The sequence below is a fragment of the Microbispora sp. NPDC046973 genome, assembly GCF_040644495.1.
Lineage (GTDB): Bacteria > Actinomycetota > Actinomycetes > Streptosporangiales > Streptosporangiaceae > Microbispora.
In genome coordinates, this window is the sequence record NZ_JBEYWQ010000002.1 from 337,270 (window position 1) to 353,377 (window position 16,108).

A 16,108-nucleotide genomic window follows, 5' to 3' on the forward strand; every position below is an offset into this window, starting at 1 on the left:
CTCGGGCGCCTGAGCCGACGTCTTCCCTCGTCACTCCGGGTCGCTCGTACCTCGCTCCCCTCGCTCCTCAGTCCAGACCGCCGGCGCGCCCTCCGCAGTCCCAGGGCCGACCCACCCGGGCCGGCGGAGGGCGCTCACTGGCCCGGGGCTAGTCTCGCAGCCTCCTGGCGTGTTCCTGGAGGGAACGCACGTCGATGTCGCCCCTGACGATGTGCTGGATGCCCTGCACGGCGGCCGCCAGACCCTGGACGGTCGTGATGCAGGCGATGCCGCGGTTGACGGCGGCGGTGCGGATCTCGTACCCGTCCAGGCGCGGCCCGCCCTGGCCCGGGCTGCCGAACGGGGTGTTCACGATGAGGTCCACCTCCCCGTCGAGGATGCGCCGCACGATCGTCGGCTCGCCGTCGGGACCCGTGCCGTCGCTGTGCTTGCGCACGATCTTGGCGTGTACGCCGTTGCGGCGCAGCACCTCGGCGGTGCCCTCCGTGGCCAGGATCTCGAAGCCGAGGTCCGCGAGCGCCTTCACGGGGAAGATCATGGCCCGCTTGTCCTTGTTGGCGACCGAGACGAACGCCCGTCCCTTGGTCGGCAGCGCGCCGTAGGCCGCCGACTGCGACTTGGCGAAGGCCGTGCCGAAGAACTCGTCGATGCCCATGACCTCGCCGGTCGAGCGCATCTCCGGCCCGAGGACGATGTCCACGCCGCGGAACCGGTTGAACGGCAGCACCGCCTCCTTGACCGCGACCGGCGCGTCCAGCGGCAGCGTGCCGCCGTCGTAGTCGGCCGGCAGCATGCCCTCGGCGCGCAGCTCGGCGATCGTCGCGCCCAGCATCAGCCGCGCCGCCGCCTTGGCCAGCGGCACCGCCGTGGCCTTGGACACGAACGGCACCGTACGGCTCGCCCTGGGGTTGGCCTCCAGGACGTACAGCACGTTGGCGGCCATCGCGTACTGGACGTTCAGCAGGCCGCGCACGCCCACGCCGCGGGCGATCGCCTCGGTGGCCGCGCGGATCCGCTTGATGTCGAAGCCGCCCAGCGTGATCGGCGGCAGCGCGCACGCCGAGTCGCCGGAGTGGATGCCGGCCTCCTCGATGTGCTCCATGACGCCGCCGAGGTACAGCTCCTCGCCGTCGAACAGCGCGTCCACGTCGATCTCGATGGCGTCGTCGAGGAACCGGTCGATCAGCACGGGGTGCTCGGAGGCGGCCTTCTCCATGTACGCCCCGAGGGTGTCCTCGTCGTACACGATGGCCATGCCGGCGCCGCCGAGCACGTACGACGGCCGCACGAGCACCGGGTAGCCGATCTCCTCGGCGACCGCCCGCGCCTCCTCCACGGTCATCGCGGTGCCGTGCCTGGGCGCGGGCAGCCCGGCCTCGGCGAGGACCTGCCCGAACGCGCCCCGGTCCTCGGCGAGGTGGATCGACTCGGGCGAGGTGCCGACCACGGGCACCCCCGCGTCCTTGAGCGCCTGGGCGAGCCCGAGCGGCGTCTGGCCGCCGAGCTGCACGATGACGCCGACGACCGGCCCGGTCTCCTGCTCGGCGTGCACGACCTCCAGGACGTCCTCCAGCGTGAGCGGCTCGAAGTAGAGCCGGTCGGAGGTGTCGTAGTCGGTCGAGACGGTCTCGGGGTTGCAGTTGACCATCACGGTCTCGTAGCCGGCCTTGGCCAGCTCGAACGACGCGTGCACGCAGGCGTAGTCGAACTCGATGCCCTGGCCGATGCGGTTGGGCCCGCTGCCCAGGATGATCACCTTGGGCCGGTCCCCCACCGGCACCTCGTTCTCCTCGTCGTAGGTGGAGTAGAGGTACGGCGTGCGCGCGGCGAACTCCGCGGCGCAGGTGTCCACGGTGTTGTAGACGGGCCGGAGGCCGAACTCGTGGCGCTTGGCCCGCACCTCGGGCTCCGGCACGCCCAGGATCTCGGCGATCTGCGCGTCGCTGAAGCCGTGCCGCTTGGCCAGCTCGACGGTGGGCCGGTCGAGCGCGGTGATCGACCGGGCGACCTCGTCGATCGCGAAGAGCTGGTCGACGAACCACGGGTCCACCGAGGTGGCCTCGTGGACCTGCTCGGGGGTCGCGCCCGCCCTGATCGCCTGCTGCATGGTGCGCAACCGCCCGTCGTGGGGCTTGCGGCAGGCCTCCAGGAGCTCGTCCAGGTCGCCGGGCTCGCCCGCCCAGCTGAACGACGATCCCTTCTTCTCCAGCGACCGCAGCGCCTTCTGCAGCGCCTCGGGGAAGGAGCGGCCGATGGCCATCGCCTCGCCGACCGACTTCATGTGCGTGGTCAGCGTCTGGTCGGCCCCGGCGAACTTCTCGAACGCGAACCTCGGCACCTTGACCACGATGTAGTCGAGCGACGGCTCGAACGACGCCGGGGTCTCCTTGGTGATGTCGTTGGGGATCTCGTCGAGGCTGTAGCCGATGGCGAGCTTGGCGGCGATCTTGGCGATCGGGAAGCCGGTGGCCTTGGACGCCAGCGCCGACGACCGCGACACGCGCGGGTTCATCTCGATGACGATCATCCGGCCGGTCGCCGGGTCGACCGCGAACTGGATGTTGCAGCCGCCGGTGTCGACGCCGACCTCGCGGATGACCGCGATCGCGACGTCGCGCATGTTCTGGTACTCGCGGTCGGTCAGCGTCAGCGCGGGCGCCACGGTCACGCTGTCGCCGGTGTGGACGCCCATCGGGTCGATGTTCTCGATGGAGCACACGATGACCACGTTGTCGTTGCGGTCCCGCATGACCTCCAGCTCGTACTCCTTCCAGCCGAGGATGGACTCCTCAAGGAGCACCTCGGTGGTCGGGGACGCGTCGAGGCCGGCGCCGGCGATGCGGCGCAGCTCCTGCTCGTCGTGGGCGAAGCCGGAGCCCGCGCCGCCCATGGTGAAGCTCGGGCGGACGACGAGCGGGTAGCCCAGCTCGCCGGCCGCGCGCAGGCACTCGTCCATGGTGTGGCAGATCACGCTGCGCGCCGACTCGGCGTTGAGGCCGTGCTCGGCGGCGACCTTGGCGACGATCTCCTTGAACCGCTCGCGGTTCTCCCCCGCCTGGATGGCGTCGATGTCGGCGCCGATCAGCTCGACGCCGTACTTGTCGAGCACGCCCGCCTCGTGCAGTGCCACGGCGGTGTTGAGCGCCGTCTGGCCGCCCAGCGTGGGCAGCAGCGCGTCGGGCCGCTCCTTGGCGATGATCTTCTCGACGATGTCCGGCGTGATCGGCTCGACGTAGGTGGCGTCGGCGAACTCCGGGTCCGTCATGATCGTTGCGGGGTTGCTGTTGACCAGGATGACCCGGAAGCCCTCGCTGCGTAGGACGCGGCAGGCCTGGGTGCCGGAGTAGTCGAACTCGCACGCCTGTCCGATGACGATCGGGCCGGAGCCGATCACCATGACGGACCTGATGTCCGTACGCTTAGGCACCCTTGGCCCCCTTCTTCTCCATCAGCTCGCAGAACTCGTCGAACAGGTAGGCGGCGTCGTGCGGGCCCGCGGCCGCCTCGGGGTGGTACTGCACGCTGAACGCGGGACGGTCCAGCAGGCGCAGCCCCTCCACGCAGTCGTCGTTGAGGTTGACGTGGCTCACCTCGGCCGCGCCGTACGGGGTCTCGAAGGGCCCGTCGAGCGGCGCCCGCACGGCGAAGCCGTGGTTGTGCGCGGAGATCTCGACCTTGCCGGTCCTGCGGTCCTGCACCGGCTGGTTCACCCCGCGGTGGCCGTACCGCAGCTTGTAGGTGCCGAGGCCGAGCGCCCGGCCGAGGATCTGGTTGCCGAAGCAGATGCCGAAGAACGGCACGCTCTCGTCCAGCACCTCGCGCAGCGACTCGACCGCGTACCCGGCCGCGGCGGGGTCGCCGGGGCCGTTGGAGAAGAAGACGCCGTCGGGGTCGAGGGCGAGGATGTCGGCCGCCTTGGCGGTCGCGGGCAGCACGTGCACCTCGCAGCCCCGCTCGGACATCCGCTGCGGGGTCATGGCCTTGATGCCGAGGTCGACCGCGGCGACGGTGAAGCGCTTGCGCCCGGCCGCCGGCACGACGTACGGCTCGACCGTGCTGACCTCGCGGGCCAGGTCGGCGCCCTCCATGCCGGGCGAGCGCCGCACCCGCTCGACCAGGTCGGCGATCTCGCCGCCCTCGCTGAAGATGCCCGCGCGCATCGCGCCGCGCTCGCGCAGGTGACGGGTGAGGGCGCGGGTGCCGGGCATCGCGATGCCGACCACGCCCTGGTCGCGCAGGTAGTCGTCGAGGGTCCTGCGGGAGCGCCAGTTCGACGGGATCCGGGACGGCTCGCGCACCACGTAGCCCGCGACCCAGACCCTGCGGGACTCGGGATCCTCGTCGTTGACACCGGTGTTGCCGATGTGCGGGGCGGTCATCGCGACGATCTGACGGTGGTAGGAGGGGTCGGTGAGCGTCTCCTGGTAGCCGGTCATGCCGGTGTTGAAGACCATCTCGCCGAACGTCTCGCCCACGGCGCCATACGGCGTTCCCTCGAAGACGCGTCCGTCCTCGAGCACGAGCAGGGCTGTCATACGAGCTTCCCTTCGAGAACGGTGGGACGGCCGCGCAGGAACGTCGCGACGACGCGGCCGGGCAGGGTCAGCCCCTCGTAGGGGGTGTTACGGCTCTTCGACGCCATCGCGGCAGGGTCGACCGGCTGCCGGACCGACGGGTCGTACAGCGTGATGTTGCCGGGGGCGCCGGGCTCGACCGCGCGGCCGTGACCGGCCAGGCGGCCGATCCTGGCCGGCCGCACGGACATGCGGTCGGCGACGCCGGCCCAGTCGAGCAGCCCGGTCTCGACCATGGCCTCCTGGACCACGGACAGGGCCGTCTCCAGGCCGATCATGCCCATGGCCGCGGCGGCCCACTCGGTCTCCTTGTCCTCGACCGGGTGGGGCGCGTGGTCGGTGGCCACGCAGTCGATCGTGCCGTCGGCCAGCGCCTCGCGCAGCGCCCGCACGTCGTCGGCGGTGCGCAGCGGCGGGTTCACCTTGTAGATCGGGTTGTACGGCCCGAGCGGCGACCTCTCCGCGCTGGAGTCGGTCAGCAGCAGGTGGTGGGGGGTGACCTCGGCGGTCACGTCCCAGCCCTTCGACTTGGCCCAGCGGATGATCTCGACGGAGCCCGCGGTGGAGACGTGGCAGACGTGCAGCCGGGAGCCGACGTGCGCGGCGAGCAGGCAGTCGCGCGCGATGATCGCCTCCTCGGCGACCGCCGGCCAGCCGGTCAGGCCGAGCCTGGCCGACACCTCGCCCTCGTTGAGCTGGGCGCCCTCGGTCAGCCTGGGCTCCTGGGCGTGCTGGGCGACGACGCCGTCGAACGCCTTGACGTACTCCAGCGCCCGGCGCATCAGCACGGCGTCGGACACGCACTTGCCGTCGTCGGAGAAGACCCGCACGCGGGCCGCGGAGTCGGCCATCGCGCCGAGCTCGGCCAGCTGGCGGCCCTCGAGGCCGGAGGTCACCGCGCCCACGGGCTGCACGTCGCAGTGGCCGTACTCCTGACCGAGCCGCCAGACCTGCTCCACCACTCCGGCGGTGTCGGCGACCGGGGAGGTGTTGGCCATCGCGTGGACGGCGGTGTACCCGCCCCGCGCCGCGGCCTGGGTGCCGGTCTCGACCGTCTCGGCGTCCTCCCGGCCGGGCTCGCGCAGGTGGGTGTGCAGGTCCACAAGGCCGGGCAGGGCGACCAGCCCGTCGGCGTCGACCGTCTGGTCGGCCTTCGCACCCGCGAGGGCGCCGGTCTCCGCCACGACGCCGTCGCGCAGCAGGATGTCGCTCGGGGCGCCGCCCAGGATCCGGGCGCCCCTGATGAGGATGGTGGTCACAGTCCCCTCGTGAAGGTCGTACGTGCTCATTCGGCGCCTCCGATCGCGGGCTCGGAACCGCCGAGCAGCAGGTAGAGGACGGCCATCCGGACCGTCACGCCGTTGGCGACCTGCTCGACGATCGTCGAGCGCGGCGAGTCGGCGACCTCCGCGGAGATCTCCATGCCACGGTTCATCGGGCCGGGGTGCATGACGATGGCGTCGTCGTGCAGGCGGGCGAAGCGGTCGCGGTCGAGTCCGTAGCGGCGGCTGTACTCCCGCGCCGAGGGGAAGTAGGCCGCGTTCATCCGCTCCAGCTGGACCCGCAGCATCATCACGACGTCCGACTTCGGCAGCACGGCGTCGAGGTCGTAGGAGACCTGGCACGGCCAGGTCTCGACCGCCACCGGCAGCAGGGTCGGCGGCGCGACCAGCGTCACCTCCGCGCCGAGCGTGTGCAGCAGCAGCACGTTGGACCGGGCGACCCGGCTGTGCAGCACGTCGCCCACGACGGCGATCTTCAGGCCCTCCAGGCGGCCCAGCCGGCGCCGGATGCTGAAGGCGTCGAGCAGCGCCTGGGTGGGGTGCTCGTGGGTGCCGTCCCCGGCGTTGACCACGCTGCCGCGCACCCAGGTGGCCAGGCGGTGCGGCGCGCCCGAGGCGCTGTGCCGGATCACCACGGCGTCGGCGCCCATGGCCTCCAGAGTGAGCGCGGTGTCCTTCAGCGACTCGCCCTTGGACACGCTCGACCCCTTGGCCGAGAAGTTGATCACATCGGCCGACAGGCGCTTGGCCGCGGCTTCGAAGGAGATGCGGGTCCGGGTGGAGTCCTCGAAGAAGAGGTTCACCACCGTGCGGCCGCGCAGCGTCGGCAGCTTCTTGATGGACCGCTGCGAGACCCGCGCCAGCTCCTCGGCCGTGTCGAGGATGAGGAGCGCGTCGTCGCGGGTGAGGTCGCCGGTCGAGATCAGGTGCTGCTTCATCGGTCGTCCTCCTTGATGAGCACGACCGCGTCGCGCCCGTCCGTCTCCTCCAGGAAGACCTTGACCTTCTCGCTCTTGGAGGTCGGCAGGTTCTTGCCGACGTAGTCGGCGCGGATCGGCAGCTCCCTGTGGCCCCGGTCGACGAGCGTGGCGAGCTGCACGGCCCTGGGCCTGCCCACGTCGTTCAGCGCGTCGAGCGCGGCGCGCACGGTGCGGCCGGAGTAGAGGACGTCGTCCACGAGGACGACGGTCCTGCCGTCCACGCCGTCCGGGGGCAGTTCGGTGCGGCCGAGCGGGCGCGCGGGCCGCAGGCGCAGGTCGTCGCGGTACATCGTGACGTCGATGGCGCCGACGGGGACCTTGACTCCCTCGAACTGCGCGATGCGCCCGGCGATCCGGTGTGCCAGGGTGGCGCCGCGGGTGGGGATGCCGAGCAGGACGACGCTCTCCGCACCCCTGGTGCGTTCGAGGATCTCGTGCGCGATCCGGGTGAGCGCCCGGTGGATGTCGGGCCCCTCCAGGACGGCGCGGGCCTGATTTCGGGCATCAGACATGAAAAAGTCACCGCCTTTCCCGCCTCACAGGACGGGTCTTAAAAGGGTGTCGGTTCTGCTTAGAGTATCAGGACCGTCTGCGAACCCCCCTCCCGCCAGGGGTGATGCCCCTCGCAAGGGTGTTCGCCCTCGGCGTGACGAGGAGGTGCCGGGGACCTGCCAGGTGACCTTGGAAACCTTCCGTGACGCCGAGAGGACGGTCCGAGGACGTCGAGGGGACGTTGAGGGGACGTTGAGGGGACGTTCCGGGGGGACGGGCGAGGGACGTGCCGGGGATCGGAAGCCGCATCGCACCGGGTGTCGGTGATTTCGGTGAGAGCACTGTTTGACGCTCTTTTTTCCAATCAGCTTGACCTTTGGGAGTGTCGGCTTTACCGTCACTGTCCGTAACCACAACACGCGACCTTCCTGGGTAAAACCCGACGCAGCGGTCACCGAAGGTGCCGGTCACGGGCACCAGCCCCGGTGTTCGGAACGCTTGGGACAAGGACGCACAATCAAGTGAGAAGAGACATAGAAAGCCGGGGGCCACACAATGCCGTCTGACTACGCCAAGTCGCTGGGCGCGCGCCTGCGCGCCATCCGGACCCAGCAGGGGCTGTCCCTGCACGGTGTGGAAGAGAAGTCCCGCGGACGGTGGAAGGCCGTCGTCGTGGGCTCCTACGAGCGGGGCGACCGCGCGGTGACCGTGCAGAAGCTTGCCGAGCTCGCGGATTTCTACGGAGTGCCGGTGTCGGAGCTTCTTCCGGGCGGAGCCGCCCCCAGCCCGCTTGCGCCCGCTCCCAAGCTGGTCATCGACCTGGAGCGGCTGTCGCAGTTGCCGAAGGACAAGGCCGGCCCGCTCGCCCGTTACGCCGCCACCATTCAGAGCCAGCGGGGCGACTACAACGGCAAGGTGCTGTCCATCCGGCAGGAGGACCTGCGCTCGCTCGCGGTCATCTACGACAAGTCGCCGGTCGAGCTGACCGAGGAGTTCATCCACTGGGGCGTGCTCGACGCGGAGGCCCGCCGCGCCGTCGAGTCCTTCTGACCTCCCGCCTGTCCGTACGCGGCTCCCCGTGACGCTGTCCGCCCACTCCGGCGTAGTCACGGGCGGCGCCTCCGCAACGGGGAGCCGCCGGTACGAGTGATTCCCGCCAGGCGGGGATAGGCAGGACATGACGTTTTACGTGGGCTCCGAGGTGGGCAGGCTTCGCCGCGTCCTGGTCGACATACCCGAACTCGCGCTCAAGCGGCTCACCCCGGGCAACAAGGACGGCCTGCTGTTCGACGACGTGCTGTGGGTGCACCGCGCGCTGGAGGAGCACCGGGAGTGGTGCGAGGTGCTCGCCGGGCGGGGCGTCGAAGTGCACCACCTCGGCGACCTCCTGCGGGAGGTGATCGAGATCCCCGACGCGCGCAAGCACATCCTCGACGGCAGCGTCGACGAGCACTGGTTCGGCCCGCTGGCCGCCGACGCGATCCGCAACACGCTCGACTCCCTCGACGCGGACACCCTCGCTCCGCTGCTGACCGGCGGGATCACCAAACGCGAGATCATGGAACTGGGCTGCGACCCCGGCTCCATCGCCTTCCACACGCTCGGCATGGACGACTTCGTCCTCCCGCCGCTGCCCAACCACCTGTTCGCCCGCGACACCTCGTGCTGGGTGTACGACGGGGTGTCGATCAACGCGATGCGCAAGAAGGCGCGCAGGCGGGAGACCGTCAACTACGAGGCGGTCTACCGGTGGCACCCGCTGTTCGCCGCCGGATACGGCAACCCCGGCGGCGGCGGGTTCAACGTCTGGTACGAGGGCGTGCGCATGGCCCCGGCCACCATCGAGGGCGGCGACGTCCTGGTCCTCGGCGACGGCGTCGTGCTCGTCGGGGTGAGCGAGCGCACCCAGCCACAGGCCGTGGAGATGCTGGCGACCAACCTGTTCCGGGCGGGGTCGGCGACCCGCATCGTGGCGCTCGACCTGCCCAAGACCCGTGCGTTCATGCACCTCGACACCGTGATGACCAACGTCGACGTGGGCGTGTTCACCAAGTACGCCGGGCTCGGCATGCTGCCGTCGTACACGGTGGAGCCGGGCGACACCGACAAGGAGCTGAAAGTCACCGACCACCCGCCGGAGGACATGCACAAGGCGATCGCGCGGGCCCTCGGCCTCGACGACATCAAGGTCCTCACGCCGACGCAGGACGTGCACGCGGCCGAGCGCGAGCAGTGGGACGACGGCTGCAACGTGCTGGCGCTGGAACCCGGCGTGGTCGTGGCCTACGAGCGCAACACCACGACCAACAACCACCTGCGCAGGCACGGCATCGAGGTCATCACGATCCGGGGCAGCGAGCTCGGCCGGGGACGCGGCGGGCCGCGGTGCATGAGCTGCCCGCTGGAGCGCGACGACGTCTGATCACCCCGGTCGCGAGGGCCCTGCGCGGGATCGGCTGAGGAAAGGAACGCCCCCGCCGTGCCGGACGGGCGAGCCGGGGCCCTGGACGGAGACGCAGACCACCCGGCCATGAGCGGATACGCAGACCACCCGGCCATGGGCGGAGGAGGCAGGTCAGCCGGCCATGGGCAGGGTGGGGCGGCCGGGCAGGCCGAGGATCGACTCGACCTCGCCGACGAACCTGTCCGCCTCCGCTATGATCTCCTCTGCGTCGTTCTGCGTGACGGCTCGGACCATTCCGGCCTCGGCAGCCGCACGCTTGGTCGCGCTCACCGCGAAGTAGGCCGCCCAGTCCGCGAGCTTGGGCTCCGCTTCCGGCAGCAGCTCCCAGGCGCTGCGCAGCCGCCGCCTGCGGCCGTCCATCGGCCGCGGACGGGCCGCGAGGATCCCGGCGGCCGCACGGAGGGCCGCCAGGTGGGCCGACACGTAGCGGTCCGCGGGGGTGGGCCCGACGGTGGCGTCCGCGAGGCATGCCCTGGCGTCCGCGAGGTGTGCCAGAACCGCCTGCGAGAGCCGGGGCCCGCTCTTCTGCTCGTCGTTCTCCTCAGTCATGCCCGCCTCCTTGAGTCGTGGCACTCCGGCGAAGGTCGCCGGTGACTTCACAGTCGCAGATCGCACCGACAATTTCGCCGGCCGGGAGATCCCGTGAACCGCTCGAGATCGCCCGACGCTTTCTCAGGCTCCCGTGGGCGGCCGGACGAGGAGCTTCCCCTCTCCCCGTCCGGCCCACGCCGCGGGCCGTGCCGCATCCGTCTCCGCCGACGACGAAGGCACGAATCCAACGGGGTGGGCGCGAGCCGCGAGTCCCACGCCCACTCCATCGAACATAGATTCGATCATGTCCCCTGTCAAGGCTGTCAACGAATACGTGTTCGAGGACCGCGTTCGAAACGCGCAGGGTGAGACGACGAAAGGGGCCCCGCGCGACCACCTCGCGCGGGGCCCCTCCGGGGATGGAATCAGCGCCTGAAGGCGCCCCTGACGTGCACCGGAACGCCCTTGCCGAGCATGCCCGGCAGGATCTCGGCCACGTTCATGGGCAGCCGCACGCAGCCGTGCGACGCCGGGTAGAGCGGCACCGACAGCGCGCCGTGGAGCGCGATGCCACCGTTGAAGAAGATGGGGTTGTAGAGCTGCCCGAGGTAGGACCGGTGCCAGCCCTTGGCCCGCCAGGTGGTCTTGTAGTCGCCGGTCGGCGTGCGGGCGCTGCCGGAGAACCGCTGCCGCTTGCCGTTCCAGGTGGCGTACTCGGTGTAGGGAATGCCGCTGCCGCTGGAGATGTGACTGATCAGCACCGGCGCGCCACCCCGGTACAGAACCATCACCTGCTTGGTCAGGTTCACCTCGACGCGGGTCGCCTTGCCCCTGGGCACCAGGACCTTGGGCGCCCGGGGGTTCTCCAGCGCCCTCCAGGTGCGGGCGGCGACCGTGCTGGTCGGCGTGATCCCCTGCACCTTCTGGAACGCCCAGACCGCCGTCAGGGTGGCCCCGCCGTACCGGCCGTCGACGCTGCCGGGCATGTACCCGAGCTCCTTGAGCCGGGCCTGCAGCGCCTTCACGGCGGAGCCCTTGGCGCCGAGCTTGAGCGTCTTGCCCGGCGCGGTGAACGGCGGGTAACCGGTGGCGCGCGCGGGGACGGCGCTCCGCGCCGGGAGCGCCGGGAGCCCGGAGAGCGCCGAGGACGCCGGAAGCGCCGGGAGCGCGGTCCCCGTCGTCACGGCCCACGTCTGCCCGGCGGTGCGCGCCTGCGCCGTGCCGCTCACGCCGGTCGCCGCGAAGGCGGTCGCGAACGTCGCCGCCCCCACCACGACGAGCAGTCGCCGTCGACCCCTCATCCTGACCAACCCCTCATAAGCCCGTTTTTCGATCAAAGGACTCACCTTACGGTCCGATTGTGAGCCGCGTGATCGTAAGTGGCCATAATCGGCCGCGTATGTCCTGGCAATCCGTTTAGAGTGACCGGGTGGCAGAAAAGTTGCATCCGAACGTCGTCCGAGTTCAGGAGGCCCTGCGGGCCGGCCGGGTGACGGGCGAGGTCGTCGTGCTGGACGACGCCGCCCCGACGGCCGCCACGGCGGCGGCCCAGCTAGGCTGCGAGGTCGGCGCGATCGCCAACAGCCTGATCTTCGACGCGGACGGCGCGCCGCTGCTGGTGCTGACCAGCGGCGCCCACCGCGTGGACACCGGGCTGATCGCGCGGCTCGTCGGCGCGGCGAAGGTGCGGCGGGCCACGCCGGAGTTCGTCCGCGAGCACACCGGGCAGCCCATCGGCGGCGTCGCCCCGGTCGGGCATCCCGCGCCCGTACGGACGCTGGTGGACACCTGGCTGAGCAAGCACGAGGTCGTGTGGGCCGCCGCCGGGCACCCCCACACCGTCTTCCCCACGTCCTACGACGAGCTGCTGCGCATCACCGGGGGCACGGCCGCCGAGGTGGAGTGACGCCTGCCGGACCGGCCCGGCGGCGCTTTGCTAATGTGCGACGAGTGATCCGACTGCGACGGGTGGGGCCCGACGAGTTCAGGGCGGTGCTGGACACCGTGCTGGAGATCTACACGGTGGCCATGCGCCCGCCGTCGGACCAGCTCGCGGGCCGCATGGCGATCATGCGCAACCACGCCACCTATCCCGACTTCGACTGCGTGCTCGCGGAGGACACGCAGACCTCCGGCATCGCCGGCTTCGCGTACGGCTTCCACGGAGGCCGGGGGCAGTGGTGGCACGACGTCGTACGCGGGGCGCTGCAGGACCGGGCCGGGCCGGTGGTGGCGGAGGACTGGTTCGGCGACGCCCTGGAGATCGCCGAGATCCACGTGCGCCCCGAGTATCAGGGCCGGGGAATCGGCAGGCGGCTGATCCACACGCTGTGCGAGGGCCGCCCGGAGCGCACGGCCGTGCTGTCGACGCACGACGCCCCCACGGTGGCCCGGCGCCTCTACGGGGACGTCGGGTTCGCCGACCTGATGACCCGGTTCGTCTTCCCCGGCGGCTACGAGGAGTACGTCATCGCCGGCCTGCGGCTGCCGCTGCCCGAGCGCGGAGCCCGGGAGGACTGACGGGCCGGCGAGGACCGCGCCGGCTCAGCCGGCGACGGCGGCGGGCACGCTGTGCAGCGCCTGGAACACCTCGCGGGTCGCGCTCGACCGGTTGAAGGTGATGAAGTGGATCCCGGGCGCGCCCTCGTCGAGAAGCTTCTGGCACAGCTCCACGGCGTGCTCGATGCCGAGGCGGCGGACCGCGGCCGGGTCGTCGGCGACGGCCTCGAACCGCTCGGCCACCTCCGGCGGGAACGGCGCGCCGGACAGCTGCTCCGACCGGGCGATCGTGCTCATCTGCGTGACGGGCATGATGCCGGGGATGATCGGGGTGTCGCACCCCTGGGCCGCCACGCGGTCGCGCAGCCGCAGGTAGTCCTCCGCCCTGAAGAACATCTGGGTGATCGCGTAGTCCGCGCCGGCCCGGCACTTCTGCACGAAATACTTGGTGTCCGACTCGATGGACGCCGACCTCGGGTGCTTGTACGGGAAGGCGGCCACCCCCACGCAGAAGTCGCCCGCCTGGCGGATCAGCCGCACCAGCTCCTCGGCGTACAGGACGCCCTCCGGGTGCTTGACCCACTCGTCCAGGGGGTTGCCGCCGCGCGGGTCGCCGCGTACGGCGAGGATGTTGCGCACGCCCGCGTCGGCGAACCTGCCGACGAGGTGGCGCAGCTCGCGGATCGAGTGGTCGACCGCGGTGAAGTGGGCGACGGGGGTCAGCGTCGTCTCGTGCGCCAGCCGCTCGACGATGTCCACGGTGCGGTCCCGGGTCGAGCCTCCGGCGCCGTAGGTCACGGAGACGAACGTCGGCCGCAGCGCCTCCAGCTCGCGGATGGCCCGCCACAGCTGGCGCTCCCCCTCGTCGGTCTTCGGCGGCATGAACTCGAACGAGAACGAGCGCTCGCCCGCGGCCAGCAGTTCGCGGACCGTCGGGACGCGATCAGGAAGCCGCGAGGGCAGACCGAGAGCCATACCGGCAAGGGTACAGCGATGGCGGTTTTCACGGCCTCCACGGTCTTGCTATGTGGACATTTGCCGTATCAGAGTGAGTTGGCCCACTTGGAGGGGATCTGCTGCTGGGTGCCTGGATCAACCCCGGTTAGTCTCAGAGCATGACCGCTTCCGCCGCCTCGCTCGATTCCATCCGTACGGAGGTGGACCTCGCACTCCGGGAGTTCCTCGACCGGCAGCGACCACACTTCGGTGACCCTCATCTGGCCGCCCTGTTGTCCGCCGCGGAGGATTTCCTGGCCGGCGGCAAGAGGCTGCGCCCCGCCTTCTGTTACTGGGGCTGGCGCGCCGCCGGGGGAGGCGACGAGCCGGGACTGCGCTTCGCCGCCGCCTCGCTGGAACTCCTGCAGGCCAGCGCGCTCATCCACGACGACGTCATGGACGCGAGCGACGTGCGCCGGGGCATGCCGTCGGCGCACCGCCGGTTCGAACGGATGCACGCCGAGGCGGGCTGGCACGGCTCGGCGCGGCAGTTCGGCGAGGGCTCGGCCGTGCTGCTGGGCAACCTGCTGCTGGTGTGGTCCGGAGAGATGTGGCGCACCAGCGGCCTGGCGCCGGAGGCGATCGCCGTCGCCCAGCCGATGCACGACTACATGCTCACCGAGCTGATGTGCGGGCAGTACCTCGACCTGCTCGAACAGGCCCAGGGCGAGAGCACCTTCGACAGCGCGCTGCGGGTGGCGCTGTACAAGAGCGGCAAATACTCGGTGGAGCAGCCACTGCGGCTCGGGCTCGTCCTCGCCGCCCGGGCCCGGCACGCGTGGATCGACCGGCTCTGCGTGCAGTACGGCCAGCAGGTGGGCATCGCCTTCCAGCTCCGCGACGACATCCTCGGCGTGTTCGGCGACCCGGCCGAGACCGGCAAGCCCGCCGGGGACGACCTTCGCGAGGGCAAGCGGACCGTCCTGATCGCCCGCGCGCTCGCCTCGGCCACCCCCGCCCAGACGTCGGTCGTAGGGGCCCTGCTCGGCGACCCCGAGCTGGACGCCGAGGGGGTCGGGCGGCTGCGCACGGTGATCGAGGAGACCGGCGCGCTGGCCGCGTGCGAGGGCATGATCAAGCGCTACCTCGACGACGCGCTGCACGCCCTCGACCAGGCGCCGATCGAGGAGGAGGCCCGCACGGCACTGGCCGCCCTGGCCGTGGCGGCCACGTCCCGCCGCACCTGACGCGACGCGATGGGCCCGGCGGAAGCCTTCCGCTCAGAGCGGGACGGCGGACAGCCGGGCCTTGAGCGCGGCGGCCGCGGCGCCCGGATCGTCGGCCTCGGTGATCGCCCGGACGACCACGGCGCGGCGCACGCCGTGCGCCATCACCTCGTCGAGGTTGCCCAGGTCGATGCCCCCGATGCCGAACCACGGCCGGTCGGCGCCCAGGCGCGCGGCGTGCTCGAGCAGCGCGGGGCCGGGCGCCGGGCGGCCGGGCTTGGTGGGTGTGGGCCAGATCGGCCCGCAGCAGAAGTAGTCCACGCCCGGCTCCACGGCCGCGGCCGACGCCTCGGCCGCCGAGTGCGTGGACCTGCCGATGAGGACATCGGGACCGAGGATCTCCCGGGCCACCGGGACCGGAAGGTCGTCCTGGCCGAGGTGCAGGATGTCGGGCCGGGCGGCGTAGGCCACGTCCGCCCGGTCGTTGACCGCCAGCAGCGCCCCGTGCCTGTCGCAGGCCGCGCGGAAGACCTCGAGCAGATCCAGCTCCTCGCGCGCCTCCAGGCCCTTCTCCCTGAGCTGGACGATGTCCACGCCGCCGGACAGGACCGCGTCGAGGAACTTCTCCAGGTCGCCGCGGTCCCTCCTGCCGTCGGTGCAGAGGTAGAGCCTGGCCTGCGCGAGGCGCTGTCGCCGGATGTCGTTCACCCGACCACAATGCCATGCGGCGGCGAGGTCAGAAGCCCAGGGCCTGGGCCCTGCGCTTGACCTCGGTGTGCCGGCCCTTCACGATCGCGTCGATCGGGGACCCTGGCAGCGAGTCGTCCGGGGTGAACAGCCACCGGATCGACTCCACCTCGTCGTACCCGGCGTCGGACAGGACGGTGAGCGTGCCGGGCAGGCCCTTGAGCACCTCGCCGTCCGCGATGAACACCGCCGGGATCTGCGGCTCGCCGCCGCCCCGCCGGACGCCGACGAGCTTCTTGTCCTTGAGGAGTTGCTTGGCGCGGCCGATGTTGAGTCCCAGCTTCTTGGCGGCTTCCGAGAGGGGGAGCCATTCCCCTACGAGCTGGTCGGTCTCCCGGTCGATCTGCGCAACAGTAAGCGTCACGGGTCCACCATT

At 71.2% G+C, this 16,108-nt stretch carries 15 protein-coding genes; 5 read left to right on the plus strand and 10 right to left on the minus strand.

Going from position 1 to position 16,108, the window contains the following annotated elements:
- Positions 1-148: 148 nt before the first annotated feature.
- Genes carB through pyrR form a run of 5 tightly spaced genes read right to left on the minus strand, consistent with a single transcriptional unit; the run spans position 149 to position 7,349 of the window.
- Positions 149-3,427, minus strand: a complete 3,279-nt coding sequence (gene carB, locus ABZ860_RS05615) for a carbamoyl-phosphate synthase large subunit (protein ID WP_357215523.1) — start codon at positions 3,425-3,427, stop codon at positions 149-151.
- A complete protein-coding gene (carA, locus tag ABZ860_RS05620; RefSeq protein ID WP_357215526.1) occupies positions 3,420-4,535 on the minus strand; it encodes a glutamine-hydrolyzing carbamoyl-phosphate synthase small subunit in 1,116 nt (371 codons plus the stop codon). Before carA ends, carB begins: the two co-directional genes overlap by 8 nt.
- On the minus strand, positions 4,532-5,833 hold the full coding sequence (locus ABZ860_RS05625) for a dihydroorotase (RefSeq protein WP_357215528.1): 1,302 nt from the start codon (positions 5,831-5,833) through the stop codon (positions 4,532-4,534). The genes carA and ABZ860_RS05625 overlap by 4 nt, the downstream gene beginning before the upstream one ends.
- A 26-nt stretch (positions 5,834-5,859) precedes the next feature.
- The gene (locus tag ABZ860_RS05630) at positions 5,860-6,795 is read right to left on the minus strand and encodes an aspartate carbamoyltransferase catalytic subunit (protein ID WP_357215531.1); all 936 of its coding nucleotides are present in this window, start codon (positions 6,793-6,795) and stop codon (positions 5,860-5,862) included.
- Positions 6,792-7,349 carry a bifunctional pyr operon transcriptional regulator/uracil phosphoribosyltransferase PyrR gene (gene pyrR, locus ABZ860_RS05635; RefSeq protein ID WP_357215534.1) on the minus strand — a complete coding sequence of 186 codons (558 nt, stop codon included), beginning with the start codon at positions 7,347-7,349 and terminating at the stop codon, positions 6,792-6,794. Before pyrR ends, ABZ860_RS05630 begins: the two co-directional genes overlap by 4 nt.
- Before the next feature lie 535 nt (positions 7,350-7,884).
- On the opposite strand from pyrR, the gene ABZ860_RS05640 reads away from it, so the two are divergent.
- Together ABZ860_RS05640 and ABZ860_RS05645 are read left to right on the plus strand one after the other, a co-directional pair.
- Complete coding sequence (locus ABZ860_RS05640) at positions 7,885-8,379, plus strand: transcriptional regulator (RefSeq protein ID WP_030508976.1); 495 nt, start codon at positions 7,885-7,887, stop codon at positions 8,377-8,379.
- A gap of 127 nt (positions 8,380-8,506) precedes the next feature.
- Positions 8,507-9,751, plus strand: coding sequence for an arginine deiminase (locus ABZ860_RS05645; RefSeq protein WP_357215537.1), 1,245 nt, complete (start codon positions 8,507-8,509; stop codon positions 9,749-9,751).
- Positions 9,752-9,904: 153 nt separating this feature from the next.
- On the opposite strand, the gene ABZ860_RS05650 is transcribed toward ABZ860_RS05645, so the two are convergent.
- Entirely contained in the window at positions 9,905-10,342 is a 438-nt protein-coding gene (locus ABZ860_RS05650) for an SAV_6107 family HEPN domain-containing protein (RefSeq protein WP_357215538.1), read from the minus strand.
- A gap of 407 nt (positions 10,343-10,749) precedes the next feature.
- Positions 10,750-11,625, minus strand: coding sequence for a L,D-transpeptidase family protein (locus ABZ860_RS05655; protein ID WP_357215540.1), 876 nt, complete (start codon positions 11,623-11,625; stop codon positions 10,750-10,752).
- Between the two features lie 128 nt (positions 11,626-11,753).
- Between ABZ860_RS05655 and ABZ860_RS05660 the strand changes: the two genes are divergently transcribed.
- Positions 11,754-12,230 (plus strand): YbaK/EbsC family protein, encoded by a 477-nt coding sequence (locus ABZ860_RS05660; protein ID WP_357215542.1) that lies wholly within the window; start codon positions 11,754-11,756, stop codon positions 12,228-12,230.
- 44 nt (positions 12,231-12,274) lie between these two features.
- On the plus strand, positions 12,275-12,844 hold the full coding sequence (locus ABZ860_RS05665) for a GNAT family N-acetyltransferase (protein WP_357215544.1): 570 nt from the start codon (positions 12,275-12,277) through the stop codon (positions 12,842-12,844).
- A gap of 24 nt (positions 12,845-12,868) precedes the next feature.
- Here the strand turns inward: ABZ860_RS05665 and metF are convergent, their stop codons facing one another.
- Positions 12,869-13,798 (minus strand): methylenetetrahydrofolate reductase [NAD(P)H], encoded by a 930-nt coding sequence (metF, locus tag ABZ860_RS05670; protein ID WP_357215547.1) that lies wholly within the window; start codon positions 13,796-13,798, stop codon positions 12,869-12,871.
- Positions 13,799-13,938: 140 nt separating this feature from the next.
- On the opposite strand from metF, the gene ABZ860_RS05675 reads away from it, so the two are divergent.
- Complete coding sequence (locus tag ABZ860_RS05675; protein WP_357215550.1) at positions 13,939-15,006, plus strand: polyprenyl synthetase family protein; 1,068 nt, start codon at positions 13,939-13,941, stop codon at positions 15,004-15,006.
- A gap of 33 nt (positions 15,007-15,039) precedes the next feature.
- Here ABZ860_RS05675 and thiE read toward each other — a convergent pair whose 3' ends face one another.
- Together thiE and ABZ860_RS05685 are read right to left on the minus strand one after the other, a co-directional pair.
- Positions 15,040-15,684 carry a thiamine phosphate synthase gene (thiE, locus tag ABZ860_RS05680; RefSeq protein ID WP_357216316.1) on the minus strand — a complete coding sequence of 215 codons (645 nt, stop codon included), beginning with the start codon at positions 15,682-15,684 and terminating at the stop codon, positions 15,040-15,042.
- A gap of 37 nt (positions 15,685-15,721) precedes the next feature.
- On the minus strand, positions 15,722-16,096 hold the full coding sequence (locus ABZ860_RS05685) for an Rv2175c family DNA-binding protein (protein ID WP_357215553.1): 375 nt from the start codon (positions 16,094-16,096) through the stop codon (positions 15,722-15,724).
- Positions 16,097-16,108 lie beyond the last annotated feature (12 nt).

Excerpts from the sequence above, each read along its gene's own strand:
- ABZ860_RS05630 (WP_357215531.1), bottom strand. The coding sequence starts at position 6,795 with ATGAAGCAGCACCTGATCTCGACCGGCGACCTCACCCGCGACGACGCG.
- metF (WP_357215547.1), bottom strand. The coding sequence starts at position 13,798 with ATGGCTCTCGGTCTGCCCTCGCGGCTTCCTGATCGCGTCCCGACGGTC.
- ABZ860_RS05675 (WP_357215550.1), top strand. The coding sequence starts at position 13,939 with ATGACCGCTTCCGCCGCCTCGCTCGATTCCATCCGTACGGAGGTGGAC.
- pyrR (WP_357215534.1), bottom strand. The coding sequence starts at position 7,349 with ATGTCTGATGCCCGAAATCAGGCCCGCGCCGTCCTGGAGGGGCCCGAC.
- ABZ860_RS05640 (WP_030508976.1), top strand. The coding sequence starts at position 7,885 with ATGCCGTCTGACTACGCCAAGTCGCTGGGCGCGCGCCTGCGCGCCATC.
- ABZ860_RS05655 (WP_357215540.1), bottom strand. The coding sequence starts at position 11,625 with ATGAGGGGTCGACGGCGACTGCTCGTCGTGGTGGGGGCGGCGACGTTC.
- ABZ860_RS05645 (WP_357215537.1), top strand. The coding sequence starts at position 8,507 with ATGACGTTTTACGTGGGCTCCGAGGTGGGCAGGCTTCGCCGCGTCCTG.
- ABZ860_RS05650 (WP_357215538.1), bottom strand. The coding sequence starts at position 10,342 with ATGACTGAGGAGAACGACGAGCAGAAGAGCGGGCCCCGGCTCTCGCAG.
- carA (WP_357215526.1), bottom strand. The coding sequence starts at position 4,535 with ATGACAGCCCTGCTCGTGCTCGAGGACGGACGCGTCTTCGAGGGAACG.